The organism is Polynucleobacter sp. 73C-SIWE (genome assembly GCF_018882465.1).
Taxonomy (GTDB): domain Bacteria; phylum Pseudomonadota; class Gammaproteobacteria; order Burkholderiales; family Burkholderiaceae; genus Polynucleobacter.
The window spans coordinates 557,902-577,135 of sequence record NZ_JACVOK010000001.1 but is presented as its reverse complement, the minus strand read 5'-3'; the positions used below and the strand labels follow the sequence as shown (position 1 = coordinate 577,135).

The window sequence follows — 19,234 nt, the reverse complement described above, 5'->3', positions numbered from 1 at the left end:
ATATGAAATCAAAAAAATTATCACCTCCCAAGGTGGATCGGTCCTCTATCGTTGTTAAATCCTCGCCAATTCATGGCAAGGGGGTTTTTGTAGCAAAGCCAATTAAAAAAGGCCAGGCAATCATAGAGTACAAGGGCGAGCGCATTAGTTGGAAGCTAGCCATTAAGCGCCATCCCCATGACAAGAAAGACCCTAACCATACGTTTTACTTTTCTTTAGATGATGGTCGGGTTATTGATGCAAAGTATGGTGGCAATGCTGCCCGCTGGATTAACCACTCTTGTAAGCCAATTTGCGAAACAAAAGAGGGTATTTATGATGGCGAACCACGAGTTTTCATTTATGCCAAGCGCGCACTAAAAGTTGGAGAAGAGTTGTTCTATGACTACTCTCTTGATGTTGATGGCCGCGTCACCAAGCAAATGAAAAAAGATTATGAGTGTCGCTGCGGTGCCAAAAAATGTCGCGGCACAATGCTTGCCGTTAAAGAAAAGTAAACCTTAACACCCCATGTTGTATGTAAGCATTCAAGAGCTTGAGGCCGCAATTAATTATTGGCGCGGCCAATCTCCAGCGGAGGGTGAAGAGTTGCGCTTGTGCCCCGAGGCATCTGCTCTAGCAAAGCCTTATGCGCTAATGATTGTTCAGGGCGCACAAAGGGTTCCGGTAGATGTTTTAGATGAGCTTGCACGCACCGCAATTCAAAAGTTTATAAAAATCAGTCAAAACCTCTAAGGCCCAACTATTAATGGCTTTAGGGTTATTGCTATATAAAGCATTGCTATCTTGGGTTATCCTCAAACTCTTGCCTCAAAAGAGGGGTGGGGGGCATGAGATTGCAAGAAACAATACTAAAAACAATTGGGCTTGGTAAATCCTTCAAAGGATTCTCCGCAGTTAGTGATGTGAACCTGGATGTAAGCAGGGGAACGATTCACGCCCTAATTGGCCCAAACGGTGCTGGGAAAACCACCTGCTTTAATTTGCTCACAAAGTTTTTAGAGCCTAGTAGTGGGCAAATTTTATTTAATGGCCTTGATATTACAAATGAGGCTCCTTCACAGATAGCGAGGCGCGGCATTATTCGCTCCTTTCAGATCTCTGCCGTTTTTCCTCATTTGACCGTACTTGAAAATGTTCGTGTTGCACTGCAGCGAGGATTGGGTACAGAGTTTCATTTTTGGAAATCGGGCGACTCTTTGCGTGTGCTAAATGATCGGGCCCTTGAGCTCTTGCACGAGGTTGGCTTAGAAGGTTTTGCTAATGAAGAAACGCTAAATTTAGCTTATGGGCGCAAAAGGGCGCTTGAAATTGCGACAACCTTGGCTATGGAGCCAGAGTTAATGTTGCTTGATGAACCCACGCAGGGAATGGGCCATGAAGATGTGGAGCGCGTAACAGAGTTGATTGATCGTGTTGCAAAGGGCCGTACGATATTGATGGTTGAGCACAACATGAAGGTGGTTTCTTCTATTGCGGACCGAATTACTGTATTACAGCGAGGCGCGGTTTTGGCTGAGGGCTCCTATCACGAGGTTTCCAATAACCCGTTGGTGGTAGAGGCTTACATGGGGAGTCATGAGGGCGCCAAGCTATGAGCACCATGGCTTTAGAGGTTAAAAACTTAGAGTCTTGGTATGGCGAATCCCACATTCTGCATGGTGTGAACTTCGCTGTGCGCGATGGTGAGGTTGTCACTTTGCTTGGTAGAAATGGCGCGGGCCGAAGCACCATTTTCAAAACCATTTTGGGCCTCACCAGCAAAAGGACGGGCTCTGTAGAGGTTTATGGCGCCGAGACGATCTTGATGCCAACATACAAAATTGCACGCCTGGGTGTTGGCTACTGCCCCGAAGAAAGAGGTATTTTTGGGAGCTTAAGCGCTGAAGAAAATCTTATGCTGCTACCAGAAATTGCGCCAGGCGGAATGGGTTTGGATGAGATTTATGAAATGTTTCCAAATTTATACGAAAGACGGAATAGTCCAGGTACGAGACTGTCTGGCGGCGAGCAGCAAATGTTAGCAATGGCGCGCATTTTAAGAACGGGCGCCAAGTTGTTGTTGCTCGACGAAATTACAGAGGGTCTGGCCCCCGTGATTGTGCAAAAACTGGGTGAAGTTGTTACCAGCTTGCGCAACAAGGGGTTCACGATTGTTCTGGTTGAGCAAAATTTCCGCTTTGCTGCACCCTTGGCTGATCGCCATTATGTGGTTGAGCATGGAAATGTGGTTGAAGTGGTGCAACAAAGTGAGCTTGCTGCAAAAGCATCCTTATTAAACGAGTATCTTGGTGTTTAGTTCTTATCTATAGGAGATAGAAATGAAGTTAAAGCAAATAACCGCGTGTTTGGTTGCGGCAACCATGTTTGGTGGCAATCCAGCTTTCGCACAAAGCGGCGCAAAAGTCAGCGGGGATGTAGTAAAGATCGGCGTATTAACCGATCTTTCATCAACCTATTCTGACTTGGCTGGACCCGGCGCAGTTATCGCAGCAAAAATGGCAATTGCCGATTTTTCTAAAGATGGCACGGTTATCGGCAAAAAGATTGAGCTTTTAAGCGCAGATCATCAAAACAAGGCTGATATTGCTGCAAACAAAGCTCGTGAGTGGTATGACAAAGACGGTGTTGATGTGATTGTTGAGCTGGTTTCAACCAACGTTGCTCTTGCTGTAATGGAAGTCGCAGAGCAAAAGAACAAAATTACATTGGTTTCTGGCGCAGCTTCTTTGCCGATCACTAATGAAAAATGTACCGCTAACAACGTGCACTGGACCTATGACACTTATGCGCTTTCAAACGGCACAGCCAAGGCAGTTGTAAAGCAGGGCAAAAAGAACTGGTATTTCTTGACTGCTGATTACGCATTCGGCGCCGCCTTAGAAAGAGATTCAACCAACGTTCTTACTGCCAATGGCGGCAAGGTATTGGGAACCAGCAAGCACCCGTTTCCTAATAGCGACTTCTCTTCATACCTCTTAAAGGCTCAGGCTAGTGGCGCAGATGTTGTTGCTCTTGCAAACGCCGGCCAAGATACGATTAATAGCGTAAAGCAGGCCTCCGAGTTTGGCATCAACAAAAAACAAACCGTTGTTCCTTTGTTGATGTTTATTACAGATGTTCACTCTTTAGGCTTAAATGCTGCTCAAGGTATGTACCTCACCGAGGGCTTCTATTGGGATAAGGATGACAAGACTCGCGCCTTTGCAAAACGTTTCATCTTGCAACATAAGCGCATGCCATCGAGCGTTCAGGCAGGCGTTTACTCTTCTGTTCTTGCCTATTTAAATGCAGTACAAAAGGCCGGCACGGATGACACTCAGGCCGTAATGAAGGCTTTGAAGTCCACCAATATCGATGACGGCCTTTTCAAAGGCAAGATTCGTGCTGATGGTAAGTTTGAGCATGATATGTATCTGCTTGAAGTGAAGAAGCCTTCTGAGTCAACAAGCCCATGGGACTATTACAACGTTCGCGCAGTGATTCCTGCTGCTGAAGCGACACAACCACTTTCATTGTCACGATGCAAGCTGGTTACTAATAAGTAATTCTTCCTTTAAGTATGTTTGAACTTCTCGGAATTACCCCTCAAGGGCTGGTAGCCCAGCTCTTGGTGGGGCTTATCAATGGCTCGTTTTATGCCATATTGAGTTTGGGATTGGCCATCATTTTTGGCCTTCTCAACATTATTAATTTTGCGCATGGTGCCCAGTACACCATGGGTGCTTTTGTTGCCTGGATTGGTTTAACTCAAATTAGCCAATGGCTAGGCTTCCCCGATCTATCAATTAACTATTGGTTTGCACTCATTATTGTTCCGCTTGTGTTGGCGGGATTTGGTTTGATTCTTGAGCGCACGATGTTGCGCCGCCTGTATCACCTCGACCATTTATATGGCCTATTGCTGACCTTTGGTCTGGCTTTGATTATTGAGGGCATGTTCCGTCATTGGTATGGAATTTCTGGTGAGAGCTATCCAGCCCCGGAGTTGTTACAAGGCGCGATTCCACTGGAATCCATTGGCATTATTTTACCGAAATATCGTATGTGGGTTGTTGTTATTTCTTTAGTGGTTTGCTTCTCTACTTGGTATGTAATCGAGAGAACAAAATTAGGCGCCTATTTACGCGCTGGAACCGAAAACCCAAAACTACTCCAAGCTTTTGGTATTAATGTTCCTCTCATGATTTCTCTGGCTTACGCTTATGGCGTTGGCCTTGCTGGCTTTGCTGGTGTTTTGGCTGCGCCAATCTTTCAAGTAAACCCATTGATGGGTTCGAACCTGATCATTGTGGTTTTTGCTGTGGTGGTGATTGGTGGCATGGGCTCGATCATGGGCGCCATTTTGACGGGCTTGGGCTTGGGCCTGATTGAGGGGTTGACAAAAGTGTTTTACCCAGAGGCTTCGGGCGTAGTGATCTTTGTGATCATGGCAATTGTTTTGTTGATTCGTCCTGCTGGACTGTTTGGGCGGGAAAAATAATCATGAATCAAAAAACAAAATTGCTCTACAGCATTCTGCTTTTAATTGCCTTGTTAATGCCATTCCAAGATTTCATCTATTTAGTTTTTGCAATGAAGGTTTTATGTTTCGCACTCTTTGCTTGTGCCTTCAATTTATTACTTGGCTTCACCGGACTTTTGTCTTTCGGTCACGCAGCTTTTTTTGGAACTGCCGCCTACATTACTGCCTACCTTTGTAAAGAGGCGGGCTTTTCTCCAGAGCTTGGAATTATCTTGGGCGTGCTCGGCTCGGGCGTGCTCGGATTCATCATTGGCTCTTTAGCGATTCGTCGGCAAGGTATTTACTTTGCCATGGTTACCTTGGCCCTCTCCCAAATGATCTATTTTTTGGCAGTTCAGATGCCATTTACGGGCGGCGAAGACGGTATTCAGGGTGTGCCACGCGGAACATTGTTTGGGCTCGTTGATCTAAAAAATGATGTGGCCATGTATTACTTTGTTCTAGCGGTGTTCTTATTTGGTTTTGCGCTGATCATGCGTGCCGTGAACTCTCCATTTGGCCAAGTCTTAAAAGCAATTCGTGAGAATGAGCCCCGTGCAATTTCTTTGGGGTACGACGTTGATCGTTTCAAGTTGATGTCTTTCGTGATTTCAGCCGCCCTCTCTGGTTTGGCTGGGTCGATGAAGTCTTTGGTATTCCAATTAGCAACGTTGACCGATGTTCACTGGCATATGTCTGGCGAGGTGGTGTTGATGACTCTGCTTGGTGGTATGGGAACAATTCTTGGCCCAGTAGTTGGTGCTGGCATCGTAGTTGGATTGCAAAACTACTTAGCAAACATTGGATCCTGGAGCACGATTGCAACAGGCTTTATTTTTGTGATTTGTGTTCTGGCATTCCGTCGCGGTGTAGTTGGCGAAATTGTTGCCTATTACAAAAACAAGAACTGAGTTTTTGCTTTTCCTTTTATTATTTGGTTTTAGTGCGGCGCTATCGCCGCACTCATTTAAATAAAAGAGATCCTCATCGAATTTTCAATTTACATTTGGCCGCTGCTTTTGGCTATGGCTTTTTTTGCCGGCTTGGTTGATGCCGTGGCTGGCGGCGGTGGTTTGATTCAGGTCCCGGCCTTGTTTGCGGCTTACCCAGATGCTCCGCCCGCAACCCTTCTTTCTACCAATAAAGTTTCTGCTATTGGCGGCACACTAAATGCTGCGCGTAGATATTTGCGCCACGTTTCATTGCCATGGGCAATTGTTCTGCCGGCGATCGTGGCAGGTTTTGTCGGCTCTCTTTTGGGCGCAAACGCCGTGAGCAATTTTCCGGCAGAGCCATTGCGTAAGGCCTTGCCGTTTTTGCTGCTCTTTCTTTTGCTCTATACCTGGTTTCAGCCTTCGCTGGGAGAGCAGCATGCACCAAAGGAAAAGAGTCGCTTTCAGCAACTCAAAGCAGCCTTACTTGGATTAACGATTGGTTTTTATGATGGCTTTTTCGGCCCCGGCACTGGTAGCTTTTTGTTGTTCGGCTTTGTAAGATTTTTTGCTTTTGATTTTTTGCATGCCTCTGCCGCAACCAAGCTGGTGAACGTTGCAACAAACTTGGCGGCAATCCTGATGTTGGCTAGTTTGGGCCAAATTAATTGGCCGCTTGGTTTTGCGATGATGGTTGCCAATATTGCTGGTAGCCAATTCGGTAGTCGACTTGCAATTCAGCATGGAAGCGGCTTTGTTAGAAAGGCTTTTCTGGTAATTGTGAGCGTACTCATTCTGAAGTCTGCGTGGAATGCCTATTTCCTGAATTAAATCAGTGACTTAGAAAAATCCATTTATTTTCCTTCATTATTTCACTGCTTTTGTTTCACGTGAAACAAACAAAATGCTATGATCATCGCCCTATCCGAGGCAAATCATGCGTTATTCCAAAAGTTTCGATGTCATCGTAGTTGGCGGCGGTCACGCCGGGACTGAGGCTGCCCTCGCATCGGCGCGCATGGGTTGCGACACCTTATTAATTACCCATAGCATTGAGAGTTTGGGGGCAATGAGTTGCAACCCTTCTATTGGCGGGATTGGAAAAGGCCACCTCGTTAAAGAGATTGATGCGATGGGCGGTGCCATGGCTGCAGCAACTGATGAGGCTGGCATCCAATTCCGTATTCTGAATTCCAGCAAGGGCCCAGCTGTACGCGCGACCCGCGCTCAAGGTGATCGCGTCTTATATAAAGCAGCAATCCGCCGCCGTTTAGAAAATCAGCCGAATTTAACCTTATTTCAGGCTGCAGTTGATGATTTATTAGTAAAGGGCGATGAGGTTCAGGGTGTTGTAACCCAAATGGGCTTAGAGTTTATGGCTAAGAAGGTGGTTTTGACGGCCGGCACCTTTTTGGATGGAAAAATTCATGTTGGCTTAAATAATTATGCTGGCGGCCGCGCTGGTGATCCAGCTGCAGTTTCATTGTCTGCCCGTTTAAAAGAGCTAAAGCTTCCTCAAGGAAGGCTAAAGACTGGCACCCCACCCCGTATTGATGGCCGAACGATCGATTTTTCATTCATGCTTGAGCAGCCTGGAGATCTTGATCCAGTCCCAGTGTTCTCCTACTTGGGGCGTCCAGAACAGCATCCACAGCAAGTTCCTTGCTGGATTTCTCATACAAATGAAAAGACCCATGACATTATTCGGGGCGGCCTAGACCGCTCCCCAATGTATACCGGGGTAATAGAGGGGGTTGGCCCACGCTACTGCCCCTCTATTGAGGACAAAATTCATCGCTTTGCCTCTAGAAACAGCCACCAGATCTTTTTAGAGCCAGAGGGCTTAACTACCAACGAGTTTTACCCTAATGGCATTTCCACGAGTTTGCCTTTTGACATCCAATGGGATTTGGTTCGCAGTATTCGAGGTCTAGAGTCGGCGGTAATTGTTCGCCCGGGCTACGCCATTGAATATGACTTCTTTGATCCGCGCCAGTTGCGCCATAGCCTAGAAACCAGGGCCATTGGCGGGCTTTACTTTGCCGGGCAGATTAACGGTACTACGGGCTACGAAGAGGCTGCGGCCCAAGGCATGCTTGCTGGAATTAATGCTGGCCTAGCCTCTAAGGGCAAAGAACCTTGGTTGCCAAAGCGAAGTGAGTCTTATATTGGCGTTTTGGTGGATGATTTGATTACCCGCGGCGTTCAAGAGCCCTATCGGATGTTTACTAGTCGAGCGGAATATCGCCTTAGCTTGCGCGAAGATAACGCCGATATGCGTTTAACAGCCATTGGGCGTGACCTTGGTTTGGTTGATGACTATCGCTGGGAAGTGTTTTGTAGAAAGCAAGAGGCTGTTTCACGTGAAACATCTCGTCTTCAGGATATCTGGGTTGGACCAAAGCATGAGGCAGCACCCCTAGTCGCCAATCTTTTGGGCCAAGATTTGTCCCATGAGTGCAACTTAACAGAGCTTTTACGTCGTCCTGGCGTTACTTATGAGGCAATCACAAGCTTGGGTGATGGATTATGGGCGCCTGAGGTTTTAGACGACGATATTGGGCTTGCGGCTCAAATTAGTGATCAAGTGGAAATTTCGGTCAAATACCAGGGCTATATTGATCGTCAGGCGCTTGAAATTGCCCGTCAAGAGCACAACGAAACCTTCCCCCTGCCTGAATCCTTGGATTATTCAAACGTATTGGGCCTATCTAAGGAGGTTCAGCAAAAGCTGAATCTTCATAAACCTGAAACATTGGGGCAGGCAGGCAGGATATCCGGGGTAACTCCAGCCGCACTCTCTTTACTTTTAGTCCACCTCAAAAAGGGTTTGGGCCGCGCCCAAGAAACTACATGAGCGAGAGCTTGCTTGCTCTGGGAATTACCGAGCTCGGTTTAAATTTAAACGACGCAAACATTGTCAATTTAGAGCTTTTTTTGCAAGAAATGGGGCGTTGGAATCAGGTTCATAACCTAACTGCAATCGAGGGAGCAAAGGATTCAGTTAGTCTCCATCTTATTGATTCAATTGCAGTTTTACCTATTTTGAGACAATTTTTGAATGACCAAAATCCCAAAATTGCGGATTTAGGTTCTGGCGGCGGCCTTCCCGCCATCCCGATTGCCATTGTCGAGCCTGAGTGGCGCTTGACCCTCATCGAGGCAGTTAGAAAAAAGACTGCTTTCTTGCAGCATGTGCGCGGAAAGTTGAAGTTAAAAAATATCGAAATCTTAAGTGAGCGCGTTGAAGATGTTGCAGTGCAACAACCAGGTCAGTTTGATGCCGTTATTTCTAGGGCCTTTACCAATCTGGCTCGCTTTTTAGACTTGTCATTACCTTTTTTAAAGCCTGACGGCCTAGTGTTTGCAATGAAAGGTAAGCGCGCAGATGAAGAGATGCAGGCGGTTTGTATGAATGACTGGCGCTTACTGGCAGACCAACCCTTGCATATACCTAATTTATCGGTGGAAAGACGCCTTTTGGTCTTGAGCCCCATGAGAAAATCACTCCTCACCCCTTAAGCAAAGTCACAAAGTAGCTATGGCAAAAATATTCTGTATCGCAAATCAAAAAGGCGGCGTTGGCAAAACCACCACCGCTGTAAATTTGGCCGCAGGCCTAGCTGGGCTTAAGCAACGAGCGCTATTGGTAGATTTGGATCCGCAAGGTAATGCCACCATGGGCTCGGGCATTGAGAAGGCAGATTTAGAGAACAGTATTTATCAAGTTTTAATTGGTTTGGCATCAGTGAAAAATTGCGCGCAACGTTGTGAGAGTTCTGCTTATGACGTATTGCCTGCTAATCGTGATTTAGCTGGTGCAGAAATTGAGCTAGTAGATATCGATGCGCGCGAATCTCGTTTAAAAGATGCTTTAGCTGAAGTGGCAAATGATTACGATTTTATTTTGATCGATTGTCCGCCTGCGCTGTCATTACTAACACTCAATGGATTGTGTGCCGCAAACGGCGTCATTGTCCCGATGCAGTGTGAATATTTTGCGCTCGAAGGTTTGTCGGATTTAGTGAACACCATTAAACAAGTGCATGCAAATTTAAATCCTGATTTAGTGATCATTGGTTTATTGCGCGTGATGTTTGATGCGCGCATGACGCTGCAACAACAAGTTTCTGATCAGCTGTTAGAGCACTTTGGCGACAAAGTATTTAAGACAATTATTCCGCGCAATGTACGCCTGGCCGAAGCCCCGTCTTACGGGCTTCCTGGCGTTGCATTTGATAAGTCATCGCGCGGTGCAAAAGCCTATTTAGAGTTTGGTGCGGAGATGGTTGAGCGCATCAAACACATGTAATTTTTTTAGAAGATAAAACACCATGGTTGCAATTAAGAAAAAAGGTTTGGGTAGAGGGCTAGAGGCGTTGCTCGGAGAGAAGAGTTCTCAAGCAAATTCAACAGCAGAAATTAATCGCTTGCCATTGACTGCATTGCAGGCCGGCAAGTATCAACCTCGTCAAAAAATGGAAGTTGGTGCTTTGCAAGAATTAGCAGAGAGCATTCGTGAACAAGGCGTGATGCAGCCGCTATTGGTCAGACTTGTATCGCCAGGAAAGTACGAAATCATCGCCGGCGAACGACGCTTTCGTGCGGCCACAATTGCTGGTCTAAAAGAAGTTCCAGTTTTGGTTTCTAGCGCAGATGATCAAGCAGCAGCAGCAATGGCTTTGGTCGAGAACATGCAGCGGGAAGATTTAAATCCCCTTGAGGAGTCACAAGGCCTGGCGAGATTGATCGAAGAGTTTGGCTTTACACATGAACAGGCTGCAAAAGCGGTAGGAAAGTCTCGCAGTGCCATTACTAACCTCTTGCGCCTGGCCCAGCTCGCAAAACCTGTGCAGGCAATGCTTTTGGCTGGTGATATCGATATGGGCCATGCCCGCGCCCTATTGCCCCTCCCGGGAGCTAGCCAGGTTGCTTTGGCTCAAAGAATTGCCGCACAAGGCCTGTCTGTTCGTGAGGCGGAAAAAATGTCAGCCGCTTTAGCAATTGCTGGGGGCCAGATTGGTGACAAAAAGCCCAAAAGCAAGACTGGCGTCACTTCGCCAAGTCGCGACCCTGATATGCGTCGTCTATCTCAAGAAATGGCCGATTTAATTGGCTTAAACGTCGAATTTAAGTTCAAAGGTAAGGGCGGCGAGCTTCGCATTGGCTTTAGCCAGTTTGATGAGCTTGATTCCTTATTAAAAAAGTTGGGTATTGCGGCTGATTAGTGGCCCATGAGAAACAATTTTGTGAATAAAAACCAGCCAACAAGCGCTCATCAATGGGATGAAATCGAGGAAGACTCCTTTAAAACTCTCAGCAAAGACGAGATGGATGCCTTGCGCAAAGCAAAACCGCGTAATTTTGCTTCAATCAACTCATGGTGGGTTGTTCTGAGTCAGGTTGTGATCACCCTAGTAATTGCTAGTGCCTGCTATGTTTTTTCAAGTCTGGCTGACAAAAACGTTTATACTTATTCGGCTTTAGTAGGCGGTTTGATTGGATTTTTGCCTTCCGCGTTGTTTTTGATGCGCATAGAGGCGGCAAAAAAGAGTGTCAAATCTAGCCCCGGCGGCTTTTTGGCGGCAGTGGTTTCTGGTGAATTTATCAAAATCCTAGCAACTATCGTTTTGTTCATAGGCTTTGCCCTAAAGCAGCCTGATTTGAAATGGATCCCGTTGCTTGTTACTTATTTGGCTACCCTCAAGTGTTACTTGTTGGCGTGGTTTTGGAAGTAACAAGAAGCAAATAAACAAGGACAAGTAATAGATGTCTAGCGAAGTTAACGCAGCAGCAGAAGTTGGCCACCACGCGGCTAAAGAAGCGCTCACACCTACAGCCTACATTGCAGAACATCTGCAGAACCTCAACAATATTGGTGGGCCACAGCAATCCATTATTGATTTCAGCGTTATTCATTTAGACACCATGTTCTGGACCACCCTTATGGGGTTGATCGCAGTCCTTTTGCTGGTAATTGCAGCACGTAGAGCTTCCCCTGGCGTACCAGGCCGCTTTCAATGTTTGGTTGAAATGCTAGTTGAGATGGTCGAGACCCAGTCAAAGGGAATAGTTCATGGCGACAGATCCTACATTGCTCCTTTGGCACTATTCGTTTTTTGCTGGATTATTCTTCTAAATACTCTGGACTTGGTTCCGGTGGATTGGGTTGTTGGTGTAAATCACTTTATTGAAGGTTTTGGTGTTCACGTGCCGCACCACAAGATTGTTCCAACTACCGACCTGAATGCCACCCTTGGCATGTCTTTCTCAGTATTGCTATTGGTCTTCTTCTACAGCTTTAAAGTAAAAGGCCTTGGCGGCTTTATGCATGAGCTTGTCTCAGCTCCATTCGGTGCAAAGTGGTACTTAGCCCCATTCAATTTAATCCTTAACATTATTGAGTATGTTGCTAAAGGCGTTTCTTTGGGGATGCGACTTTTTGGAAACATGTATGCGGGCGAATTGATCTTTTTGTTGATCGCTCTCTTAGGAAGTATGTGGACCTTTAATTTTGATTTGTACATGCTTGGCTTTGTGGGCAACGTGCTCGCCGGCTCTGCTTGGGCAATCTTCCACATCTTGGTCATTTTGTTGCAAGCATTTATTTTCATGATGTTGACTTTGGTTTATATAGGCCAAGCTCATAGTCACCATTAACTTTTTTATTTTTAACCTCACTTTCAATACTTAGGAGTAAACATGCAAGCATTCTTAGCCAACATTCAAGGACTAACCGCTATCGGTATTGGCCTCATCATCGGCCTCGGCGCTTTAGGAGCCTGTTTGGGCATTGGCCTTATGGGTGGTAAGTTCATTGAGGGCGCTGCCCGTCAACCAGAACTCATCAACGAATTGCAAACCAAAATGTTCCTGTTGGCTGGTTTGATCGACGCTGCGTTTTTGATCGGCGTTGGTGTTGCAATGTTGTTTGCTTTCGCAAACCCACTGCTCGCAGTTATTAAGTAATTGTTTTGGCGTGGATGACCATAAGGTCATCCAACCGTTCTCAACAATACTGAAAGGAATATCGTGAATCTGAACGCGACCCTATTCGCGCAAATGATCGTCTTCTTCGTCTTATGGTGGGTTGTTGCACGCTTCGTGTGGCCACCACTGGTTAAGGCGCTAGATGAGCGTTCAACCAAAATTGCTGATGGTTTGGCTGCTGCCGAGCGTGGAAAAGAAGAATTGGCACTTGCAAACAATGCTGCTGAATTAGAGCTCTCAAAAGCACGTCAAGAAGGTGTTCTGCGTGTAGCTGAGGCAGAAAAGCGCGCACAAATGTCGGCCGATGAAATCCGTGCAAACGCACAAGCTGAAGCAACCCGCATTATTTCTCAAGCGAAAGAAGATGCAGACCAACAGGTAACACGCGCTCGCGAAGTTTTGCGTGCGGAAGTTGCTGTATTGGCTGTTAAAGGTGCTGAGCAAATTTTACGTCGGGAAGTAGACGCTAAAGCTCACGGCGCCTTGCTTGATCAACTCAAGGCAGAGCTTTGATATGGCTGAGTTAGCCACGATTGCTCGCCCCTATGCTGAAGCGCTTTTTCAAAGCGCCAAGCCTGCTGAGCTTGCTTCAATGTTGGAGCAGCTCAACGAGTTGGCTCAGCTTGCTGCGCTACCAGAAGTTGCTGGTTTATCCAATAACCCAAAAGTTTCTGCAGAAGATTTGACTAAGCTTTTAACCGGCATGGTGAAGACGAAGTTAGATGGAAAAGTAGCGAGCTTTTTAAGTCTTGTGAATCAAAGCCATCGCTTAGCAGCCATCCCTGAAATTGCAAGTCAATTTGAGGCGATGAAGAATAAGAGCGAAGGTGCAGCAGAAGTAATGATTACCAGTGCATTCCCTATAGAGGGAAGCGCATTAAATGATTTGTTGTCAAGTTTGAAGAAGCGCTTTGGGGGTAAAGATTTGCGCCCTACTATTCAGATTGATCCAACCTTGATTGGCGGTGTTCGCGTTCAAGTTGGTGACGAGGTAATGGATAGTTCCGTAAAGGCACGGTTAGCTCAAATGCAAGCAAGTCTTGGCGCATAAGTTATCCCTATTAAGAACATACGAAATAAGACCCAGGAGTAAGTAATGCAACTCAACCCTTCCGAGATCAGCGAGCTGATCAAAAGCCGAATTAGCGAAATGGGCGTTGATACCCAGTCTCGCAACGAAGGCACTGTAATTTCAGTGACCGACGGTATTTGCCGTGTACACGGTTTGTCTGGTGTGATGCAGGGCGAAATGTTGGAGTTTCCAAACAACACAATCGGCCTTGCTTTGAACCTTGAGCGTGATTCTGTTGGTGCTGTGGTGTTGGGTGAGTACACCCATATTAAAGAAGGCGACTCAGTTAAATGTACCGGCCGTATTTTGGAAGTTCCAGTTGGCCCAGAGTTGCTCGGTCGAGTTGTAAACGCGCTTGGTCAGCCGATTGATGGCAAAGGCCCAATTAATACCAAGTTAACTGACTTTATTGAAAAAGTTGCTCCTGGCGTTATCGCACGTCAATCTGTTAGCCAGCCAGTTCAAACTGGTTTGAAGGCGATTGATGCGATGGTTCCAATTGGCCGTGGTCAGCGTGAGTTGATTATTGGTGACCGCCAAACAGGTAAGACAGCTGTTGCAGTTGACGCGATCATTAACCAAAAAGGTAAAGGCGTTTATTGCGTTTACGTTGCTATTGGTCAAAAAGCTTCTACTATTGCTAACGTTGTTCGCAAGCTCACCGAATTGGGCGCGATGGAGTACACCGTAGTTGTTGCTGCTAGTGCCTCTGAGTCTGCAGCGATGCAGTACCTCTCTGCATACGCAGGTTGCACCATGGGTGAATACTTCCGCGATCGCGGCGAAGACGCTCTCATTGTTTACGATGACTTGACCAAGCAAGCGGTTGCTTATCGTCAAATTTCCCTGTTGCTCCGCCGCCCACCAGGCCGCGAGGCTTATCCTGGCGACGTGTTCTACCTCCACTCACGCTTGCTCGAGCGCGCTGCTCGTGTAAATGCTGAGTATGTTGAGAAATTCACCAATGGTGCAGTAAAAGGCAAAACCGGTTCTTTGACAGCATTGCCGATTATTGAAACTCAAGCAGGAGACGTTTCTGCTTTCGTTCCAACCAACGTGATTTCGATTACCGACGGCCAGATCTTCTTGGAAACTGACTTGTTTAATGCTGGTGTACGTCCTGCGATTAACGCCGGTATTTCTGTTTCACGCGTTGGTGGTGCAGCCCAAACTAAAGTCATTAAGAAATTGTCTGGTGGTATTCGTACCGACTTGGCGCAGTATCGTGAATTAGCAGCTTTTGCTCAGTTCGCATCTGATCTTGATGAAGCAACCCGCAAGCAGCTCGAGCGTGGCCGTCGCGTTACAGAATTGTGTAAGCAAGCTCAGTACAAGCCACTCCAAGTTTGGGAAATGGCTGCTTCGCTGTATGCCGTTAACAATGGCTTCTTTGATGATCTCGAAGTGAAGAACGTATTGGCATTCGAAAAAGGTTTGCAAGACCACTTGAAATCTAAATACGCCGACCTAGTTGGACGTATTGAAGAAACTAAAGATCTCAGCAAAGATGACGAAACTGCTTTGCGTGCTGCAATTGAGGATTACAAGCGCTCAGCCTCTTTCTAAGAGGGCTCGCATAAATCATGGCAAGCACAAAAGAGATACGATCAAAGATCAAGAGCGTGCAAAACACGCGCAAGATCACGAAGGCAATGGAAATGGTCGCCGCATCCAAGATGCGTCGCGCCCAGGAGCGCATGCGTAATGCGCGTCCTTATGCTGAAAAAATTCGTGAAATTGTTGCCAACCTTTCTAAGGCTAACCCCGAGTTCCGCCCTGCTTACATGGCAACTCGTGAAGTGAAGAAGGCCGGCACTATTTTGGTTACAACAGATAAAGGCTTGTGCGGTGGCTTAAATACCAACGTCTTGCGTTTGATTGCTAACCAAGTGCGCGATTTGCAGGAAAAAAATATTGAGATTGCGTACACCGCAATTGGCTCAAAAGGCCTGCAGTTTTTGAATCGCTCAAAAGCAAAGCTGATTTCTCAAACAATTCAAATTGGTGATACACCGCATTTGGATGTGTTGATTGGTGCAATTAGCGCCCAATTAGAGGCGTTTGAGCGTGGCGAGATTGATGCTGTTTATTTGGCATACACCCGCTTTGTTAATGCAATGAAACAAGAGCCTGTTTTGGAAAAGCTCTTACCTTTGGAGCCAGCCGAGCTGACTCCCGAAGACAAAGCAGGCCCATCTTGGGACTACATCTACGAACCTGACGCAGAGTCCATTTTAAATGGCTTATTAAAGCGTTATGTTGAAGCAATGATTTATCAAGCTGTTGCTGAAAATATGGCTTCTGAGCAATCTGCTCGCATGGTCTCGATGAAGGCCGCTTCAGATAACGCAAAGAACGTGATCGGCGAATTGCAATTGGATTACAACAAAACACGACAAGCTGCTATTACCAAAGAGCTGTCTGAAATTGTTGGTGGAGCGGCTGCGGTTTAAGCGGTCAGCATTTAGGAATACGAAAGAATTCAGGAATTAAAAGCGGAGAAAGCGATGAGTAACGGAAATATCGTGCAATGTATCGGTCCAGTGGTGGACATTCAGTTCCCACGCGACAAAATGCCAAGCATCTATGATGCGTTGACATTAGTTGATAGTGGTGAAAAATCATTTGCTGAAAAAGGTTTGACCTTTGAAGTTCAGCAACAAATCGGTGATGGCGTAGTCCGCGCAATTGCCATGGGTGCAAGCGATGGTTTGCGTCGTGGTATGGAAGTCAAATCTACTGGTAAGCCTATTTCTGTTCCTGTGGGTCCTGCAACATTGGGCCGTATTATGGACGTTTTGGGTCGCCCAATTGATGATGCAGGTCCGATTGCTACTGAAGAGCGTCGCGCTATTCACCAGCCAGCGCCAAAGTTTGATGAACTCTCCCCTTCGATTGACTTGCTCGAAACCGGTATTAAGGTTATTGACTTAGTTTGCCCGTTTGCTAAAGGCGGTAAGGTTGGCTTGTTCGGTGGTGCGGGTGTAGGTAAGACCGTAAACATGATGGAACTGATTAACAACATCGCCAAGCAACACTCAGGTTTATCAGTGTTTGCTGGTGTTGGTGAGCGTACTCGTGAGGGTAATGACTTTTACCACGAGATGAAAGAATCGAACGTTATCGACAAAGTAGCAATGGTGTTTGGTCAGATGAACGAGCCTCCTGGTAATCGTTTGCGCGTTGCGTTGACTGGTTTGACCATGGCTGAAGCATTCCGTGACGAAGGCCGTGACATTTTGTTCTTCGTTGACAATATTTACCGTTACACATTGGCCGGTACTGAAGTTTCTGCGTTGCTGGGTCGTATGCCTTCTGCTGTGGGTTATCAACCTACTTTGGCTGAAGAAATGGGTAAATTGCAAGAGCGCATTACCTCAACCAAGACTGGTTCCGTTACTTCTATTCAGGCCGTTTACGTTCCTGCGGATGACTTGACCGATCCGTCACCAGCGACAACCTTCTTACACTTAGACTCCACGGTTGTGTTGTCACGTGATATTGCTGCTTTGGGTATCTACCCAGCGGTTGATCCATTAGATTCCACCAGCCGTCAGCTTGACCCACAAGTGGTTGGTCAAGAGCACTATGAAGTCGCTCGCGATGTTCAGATGACATTGCAGCGCTACAAAGAATTGCGCGACATTATTGCGATTTTGGGTATGGACGAATTGTCACCAGAAGACAAATTGGCTGTATCACGAGCTCGTAAGATTCAGCGTTTCTTGTCCCAGCCTTTCCACGTTGCTGAAGTGTTTACTGGTTCGCCAGGCAAATACGTTCCATTGAAAGAAACCATCCGCGGTTTCAAAATGATCTGCAGCGGCGAATTGGATCACTTGCCTGAGCAAGCGTTCTACATGGTGGGTTCAATTGATGAAGCCATCGAGAAAGCTAAGAAGCTTTAATCGCTTTCATCTAGGGAAATTATGTCAAACATACATGTCGACGTAGTTAGTGCCGAGCAGTCCATTTTCAGCGGAGAGGCTAAGTTTGTAGCTCTTCCAGGCGAAGGTGGTGAGCTCGGTATCTTGCATGGCCACACCCCATTAATTACACGCATTCGTCCAGGCTCTGTTCGGATTGAAAAGGCAGATGGCGATGAAGAATTCGTGTTTGTTGCTGGTGGTTATTTAGAAGTTCAGCCAGATCGCGTCACCGTATTAGCGGATACCGCTATTCGTGGCCACGATCTTGATGAAGCAAAAGCCATCGAAGCTAAGAAACGTGCAGAAGAAGCAATGCAAAACCGTGGCACTGACTTTGATTTGGCTTTGGCCCAATCCGAGTTTGCTATGGCTGCTGCACAGTTGGCTGCTATTGCCCGCTTCCGCCGTAAGAAGTAAAACCCGGCCATCCCCTTGCTGCTAAACGATCGGTTCTTAAAAGCCTGCTTGGGCGAAGCGGTTGATCAAACACCGCTTTGGCTCATGCGTCAGGCTGGCCGATATCTCCCTGAATACAATGCAACCCGCGCTAAAGCTGGAAGCTTTCTAGGGCTCGCAAAAAATCCTGCATATGCTACCGAAGTAACCCTTCAGCCATTGGATCGCTATCCACTAGATGCGGCCATTTTGTTTTCTGATATTTTGACCATTCCAGATGCGATGGGATTAGGCCTCAAATTTACTGGTGGTGAAGGCCCAAGCTTTGATCACCCTCTTCGCACCGAAGAAGCGGTTAAAAAATTGCGCGTCGCCGATATGGGCGAACTGAAGTATGTATTTGATGCTGTTTCTGAAATTCGTAAAGCACTTATTCAAGACGGTAAGCAGCGCGTACCTTTGATTGGCTTCTCTGGAAGCCCATGGACATTGGCCTGCTACATGATTGATGGTTCTGGCTCCGATGATTTCCGTCATGCTAAAACCATGATGTTTAGTCGCCCTGATTTGTTGCAGCACATCTTGGATATCAACGCTCAATCGGTTGCTGCATATTTAACTGAACAAGCAAAAGCTGGCGCACAAGCGTTAATGATTTTTGATACCTGGGGCGGGATGTTGCCTGATGGTTGGTATCAGCAAATGTCTTTGGCATCGATGCAGAAGGTGATTTCCTTATTGCCACGCGAACATGAAGGCAGAAAAATTCCGATCATTATGTTTACCAAGGGCGGCGCAATTTGGTTAAACGATATGGCGCATGCTGGCGCTGATGTCATTGCAATTGATTGGACGATCTCGCTCAGCCGTGCTCGCAAGCAACTGCTCGCATTGAACAGACCTTTGGCGTTACAAGGCAACTTAGATCCTCTCATTCTGTTCTCTGAGCCAAAACAGATTGCAGAGCAGGCCAACCTCCTTCTAGAAGATTTGGCAGGTGCTCCGGCCCTTAAGCCAGGTCTGCACCCTCTAGATGGACATATCTTCAACTTGGGTCACGGAATCTCCCAATTTACGCCACCTGAAAGCGTAAGCGCATTGACAGAAACCGTAATTCAGCGCTCAAGAGCTCTTAGGTCAAAGCAATAATCCTGAGTACTCGCTAACTTAAGCTTGGAATTTTGATAAAAGTTATGCACAGATCAGTGCAAATTTCAAAATTCATGAAGATTCCGTATAAAGATAAACATTAACTTCCAGAGTTTATCCTAAACTATTGATTCATATAGATTTTTAATAAAAAGCTCAAAAATAGTGCAAATCTAGATAGCTGGTAAATTGGCTTATAAATCAGAATCATTGGATGATATCCACAGACTTATCCACAGGTAAAACGAAAGATTGAAGTAAA

22 protein-coding genes are annotated in these 19,234 nt (G+C 46.4%); all 22 read left to right on the top strand.

The genetic code is table 11. From position 1 onward, the window contains the following. Positions 1 to 2 precede the first annotated feature (2 nt). A complete protein-coding gene (locus ICN17_RS03055) occupies positions 3 to 497 on the top strand; it encodes an SET domain-containing protein (RefSeq protein ID WP_216236084.1) in 495 nt (164 codons plus the stop codon). Positions 498 to 510: 13 nt separating this feature from the next. Then, positions 511 to 735: a DUF3717 domain-containing protein gene (locus ICN17_RS03050; RefSeq protein WP_216236083.1), complete on the top strand. Its 225-nt coding sequence runs from the start codon at positions 511 to 513 to the stop codon at positions 733 to 735. Positions 736 to 830: 95 nt separating this feature from the next. Further along, positions 831 to 1,598 (top strand): ABC transporter ATP-binding protein, encoded by a 768-nt coding sequence (locus ICN17_RS03045; RefSeq protein WP_216236082.1) that lies wholly within the window; start codon positions 831 to 833, stop codon positions 1,596 to 1,598. Then, positions 1,595 to 2,299: an ABC transporter ATP-binding protein gene (locus ICN17_RS03040; RefSeq protein WP_216236081.1), complete on the top strand. Its 705-nt coding sequence runs from the start codon at positions 1,595 to 1,597 to the stop codon at positions 2,297 to 2,299. Before ICN17_RS03045 ends, ICN17_RS03040 begins: the two co-directional genes overlap by 4 nt. Before the next feature lie 22 nt (positions 2,300 to 2,321). After that, positions 2,322 to 3,548 (top strand): ABC transporter substrate-binding protein, encoded by a 1,227-nt coding sequence (locus ICN17_RS03035; protein WP_087908770.1) that lies wholly within the window; start codon positions 2,322 to 2,324, stop codon positions 3,546 to 3,548. Positions 3,549 to 3,562: 14 nt separating this feature from the next. After that, complete coding sequence (locus tag ICN17_RS03030; RefSeq protein ID WP_087908771.1) at positions 3,563 to 4,483, top strand: branched-chain amino acid ABC transporter permease; 921 nt, start codon at positions 3,563 to 3,565, stop codon at positions 4,481 to 4,483. A gap of 2 nt (positions 4,484 to 4,485) precedes the next feature. Then, a complete protein-coding gene (locus tag ICN17_RS03025; protein WP_216236080.1) occupies positions 4,486 to 5,415 on the top strand; it encodes a branched-chain amino acid ABC transporter permease in 930 nt (309 codons plus the stop codon). Positions 5,416 to 5,529: 114 nt separating this feature from the next. Then, complete coding sequence (locus ICN17_RS03020; protein ID WP_216236079.1) at positions 5,530 to 6,267, top strand: TSUP family transporter; 738 nt, start codon at positions 5,530 to 5,532, stop codon at positions 6,265 to 6,267. Between the two features lie 106 nt (positions 6,268 to 6,373). Then, entirely contained in the window at positions 6,374 to 8,293 is a 1,920-nt protein-coding gene (gene mnmG / locus ICN17_RS03015) for a tRNA uridine-5-carboxymethylaminomethyl(34) synthesis enzyme MnmG (RefSeq protein ID WP_216236078.1), read from the top strand. Beyond that, positions 8,290 to 8,958, top strand: a complete 669-nt coding sequence (gene rsmG, locus ICN17_RS03010; RefSeq protein ID WP_216236077.1) for a 16S rRNA (guanine(527)-N(7))-methyltransferase RsmG — start codon at positions 8,290 to 8,292, stop codon at positions 8,956 to 8,958. Before mnmG ends, rsmG begins: the two co-directional genes overlap by 4 nt. A 19-nt stretch (positions 8,959 to 8,977) precedes the next feature. Further along, positions 8,978 to 9,748, top strand: a complete 771-nt coding sequence (locus ICN17_RS03005) for a ParA family protein (protein WP_216236076.1) — start codon at positions 8,978 to 8,980, stop codon at positions 9,746 to 9,748. A 22-nt stretch (positions 9,749 to 9,770) separates the two neighbouring features. Continuing rightward, on the top strand, positions 9,771 to 10,664 hold the full coding sequence (locus ICN17_RS03000; RefSeq protein WP_216236075.1) for a ParB/RepB/Spo0J family partition protein: 894 nt from the start codon (positions 9,771 to 9,773) through the stop codon (positions 10,662 to 10,664). A gap of 6 nt (positions 10,665 to 10,670) precedes the next feature. Further along, entirely contained in the window at positions 10,671 to 11,174 is a 504-nt protein-coding gene (locus tag ICN17_RS02995) for an ATP synthase subunit I (RefSeq protein WP_216236074.1), read from the top strand. A 31-nt stretch (positions 11,175 to 11,205) separates the two neighbouring features. Continuing rightward, positions 11,206 to 12,096 carry a F0F1 ATP synthase subunit A gene (gene atpB, locus ICN17_RS02990; RefSeq protein WP_216236073.1) on the top strand — a complete coding sequence of 297 codons (891 nt, stop codon included), beginning with the start codon at positions 11,206 to 11,208 and terminating at the stop codon, positions 12,094 to 12,096. A 42-nt stretch (positions 12,097 to 12,138) separates the two neighbouring features. Further along, positions 12,139 to 12,405, top strand: a complete 267-nt coding sequence (atpE, locus tag ICN17_RS02985; RefSeq protein ID WP_028818346.1) for a F0F1 ATP synthase subunit C — start codon at positions 12,139 to 12,141, stop codon at positions 12,403 to 12,405. 63 nt (positions 12,406 to 12,468) lie between these two features. Next, positions 12,469 to 12,939, top strand: coding sequence for a F0F1 ATP synthase subunit B (locus ICN17_RS02980; RefSeq protein ID WP_068947668.1), 471 nt, complete (start codon positions 12,469 to 12,471; stop codon positions 12,937 to 12,939). A gap of 1 nt (position 12,940) precedes the next feature. After that, entirely contained in the window at positions 12,941 to 13,477 is a 537-nt protein-coding gene (locus tag ICN17_RS02975; RefSeq protein WP_087908778.1) for a F0F1 ATP synthase subunit delta, read from the top strand. Between the two features lie 45 nt (positions 13,478 to 13,522). After that, positions 13,523 to 15,064, top strand: a complete 1,542-nt coding sequence (gene atpA / locus ICN17_RS02970; RefSeq protein WP_216236072.1) for a F0F1 ATP synthase subunit alpha — start codon at positions 13,523 to 13,525, stop codon at positions 15,062 to 15,064. 17 nt (positions 15,065 to 15,081) lie between these two features. Continuing rightward, positions 15,082 to 15,951, top strand: a complete 870-nt coding sequence (gene atpG / locus ICN17_RS02965; RefSeq protein WP_216236071.1) for a F0F1 ATP synthase subunit gamma — start codon at positions 15,082 to 15,084, stop codon at positions 15,949 to 15,951. Positions 15,952 to 16,005: 54 nt separating this feature from the next. Continuing rightward, positions 16,006 to 17,406: a F0F1 ATP synthase subunit beta gene (atpD, locus tag ICN17_RS02960; RefSeq protein ID WP_087908781.1), complete on the top strand. Its 1,401-nt coding sequence runs from the start codon at positions 16,006 to 16,008 to the stop codon at positions 17,404 to 17,406. A 21-nt stretch (positions 17,407 to 17,427) separates the two neighbouring features. Beyond that, a complete protein-coding gene (locus tag ICN17_RS02955; RefSeq protein WP_087908782.1) occupies positions 17,428 to 17,844 on the top strand; it encodes a F0F1 ATP synthase subunit epsilon in 417 nt (138 codons plus the stop codon). A gap of 9 nt (positions 17,845 to 17,853) precedes the next feature. Continuing rightward, positions 17,854 to 18,972: a uroporphyrinogen decarboxylase gene (gene hemE, locus ICN17_RS02950; RefSeq protein WP_370625957.1), complete on the top strand. Its 1,119-nt coding sequence runs from the start codon at positions 17,854 to 17,856 to the stop codon at positions 18,970 to 18,972. Positions 18,973 to 19,234: the final 262 nt, after the last annotated feature.

Coding starts and splice junctions, on each gene's coding strand:
- ICN17_RS03055 (WP_216236084.1), top strand. CDS start 3: ATGAAATCAAAAAAATTATCACCTCCCAAGGTGGATCGGTCCTCTATC.
- ICN17_RS03050 (WP_216236083.1), top strand. CDS start 511: ATGTTGTATGTAAGCATTCAAGAGCTTGAGGCCGCAATTAATTATTGG.
- ICN17_RS03045 (WP_216236082.1), top strand. CDS start 831: ATGAGATTGCAAGAAACAATACTAAAAACAATTGGGCTTGGTAAATCC.
- ICN17_RS03040 (WP_216236081.1), top strand. CDS start 1,595: ATGAGCACCATGGCTTTAGAGGTTAAAAACTTAGAGTCTTGGTATGGC.
- ICN17_RS03035 (WP_087908770.1), top strand. CDS start 2,322: ATGAAGTTAAAGCAAATAACCGCGTGTTTGGTTGCGGCAACCATGTTT.
- ICN17_RS03030 (WP_087908771.1), top strand. CDS start 3,563: ATGTTTGAACTTCTCGGAATTACCCCTCAAGGGCTGGTAGCCCAGCTC.
- ICN17_RS03025 (WP_216236080.1), top strand. CDS start 4,486: ATGAATCAAAAAACAAAATTGCTCTACAGCATTCTGCTTTTAATTGCC.
- ICN17_RS03020 (WP_216236079.1), top strand. CDS start 5,530: ATGGCTTTTTTTGCCGGCTTGGTTGATGCCGTGGCTGGCGGCGGTGGT.
- mnmG (WP_216236078.1), top strand. CDS start 6,374: ATGCGTTATTCCAAAAGTTTCGATGTCATCGTAGTTGGCGGCGGTCAC.
- rsmG (WP_216236077.1), top strand. CDS start 8,290: ATGAGCGAGAGCTTGCTTGCTCTGGGAATTACCGAGCTCGGTTTAAAT.
- ICN17_RS03005 (WP_216236076.1), top strand. CDS start 8,978: ATGGCAAAAATATTCTGTATCGCAAATCAAAAAGGCGGCGTTGGCAAA.
- ICN17_RS03000 (WP_216236075.1), top strand. CDS start 9,771: ATGGTTGCAATTAAGAAAAAAGGTTTGGGTAGAGGGCTAGAGGCGTTG.
- ICN17_RS02995 (WP_216236074.1), top strand. CDS start 10,671: ATGAGAAACAATTTTGTGAATAAAAACCAGCCAACAAGCGCTCATCAA.
- atpB (WP_216236073.1), top strand. CDS start 11,206: ATGTCTAGCGAAGTTAACGCAGCAGCAGAAGTTGGCCACCACGCGGCT.
- atpE (WP_028818346.1), top strand. CDS start 12,139: ATGCAAGCATTCTTAGCCAACATTCAAGGACTAACCGCTATCGGTATT.
- ICN17_RS02975 (WP_087908778.1), top strand. CDS start 12,941: ATGGCTGAGTTAGCCACGATTGCTCGCCCCTATGCTGAAGCGCTTTTT.
- atpA (WP_216236072.1), top strand. CDS start 13,523: ATGCAACTCAACCCTTCCGAGATCAGCGAGCTGATCAAAAGCCGAATT.
- atpG (WP_216236071.1), top strand. CDS start 15,082: ATGGCAAGCACAAAAGAGATACGATCAAAGATCAAGAGCGTGCAAAAC.
- atpD (WP_087908781.1), top strand. CDS start 16,006: ATGAGTAACGGAAATATCGTGCAATGTATCGGTCCAGTGGTGGACATT.
- ICN17_RS02955 (WP_087908782.1), top strand. CDS start 17,428: ATGTCAAACATACATGTCGACGTAGTTAGTGCCGAGCAGTCCATTTTC.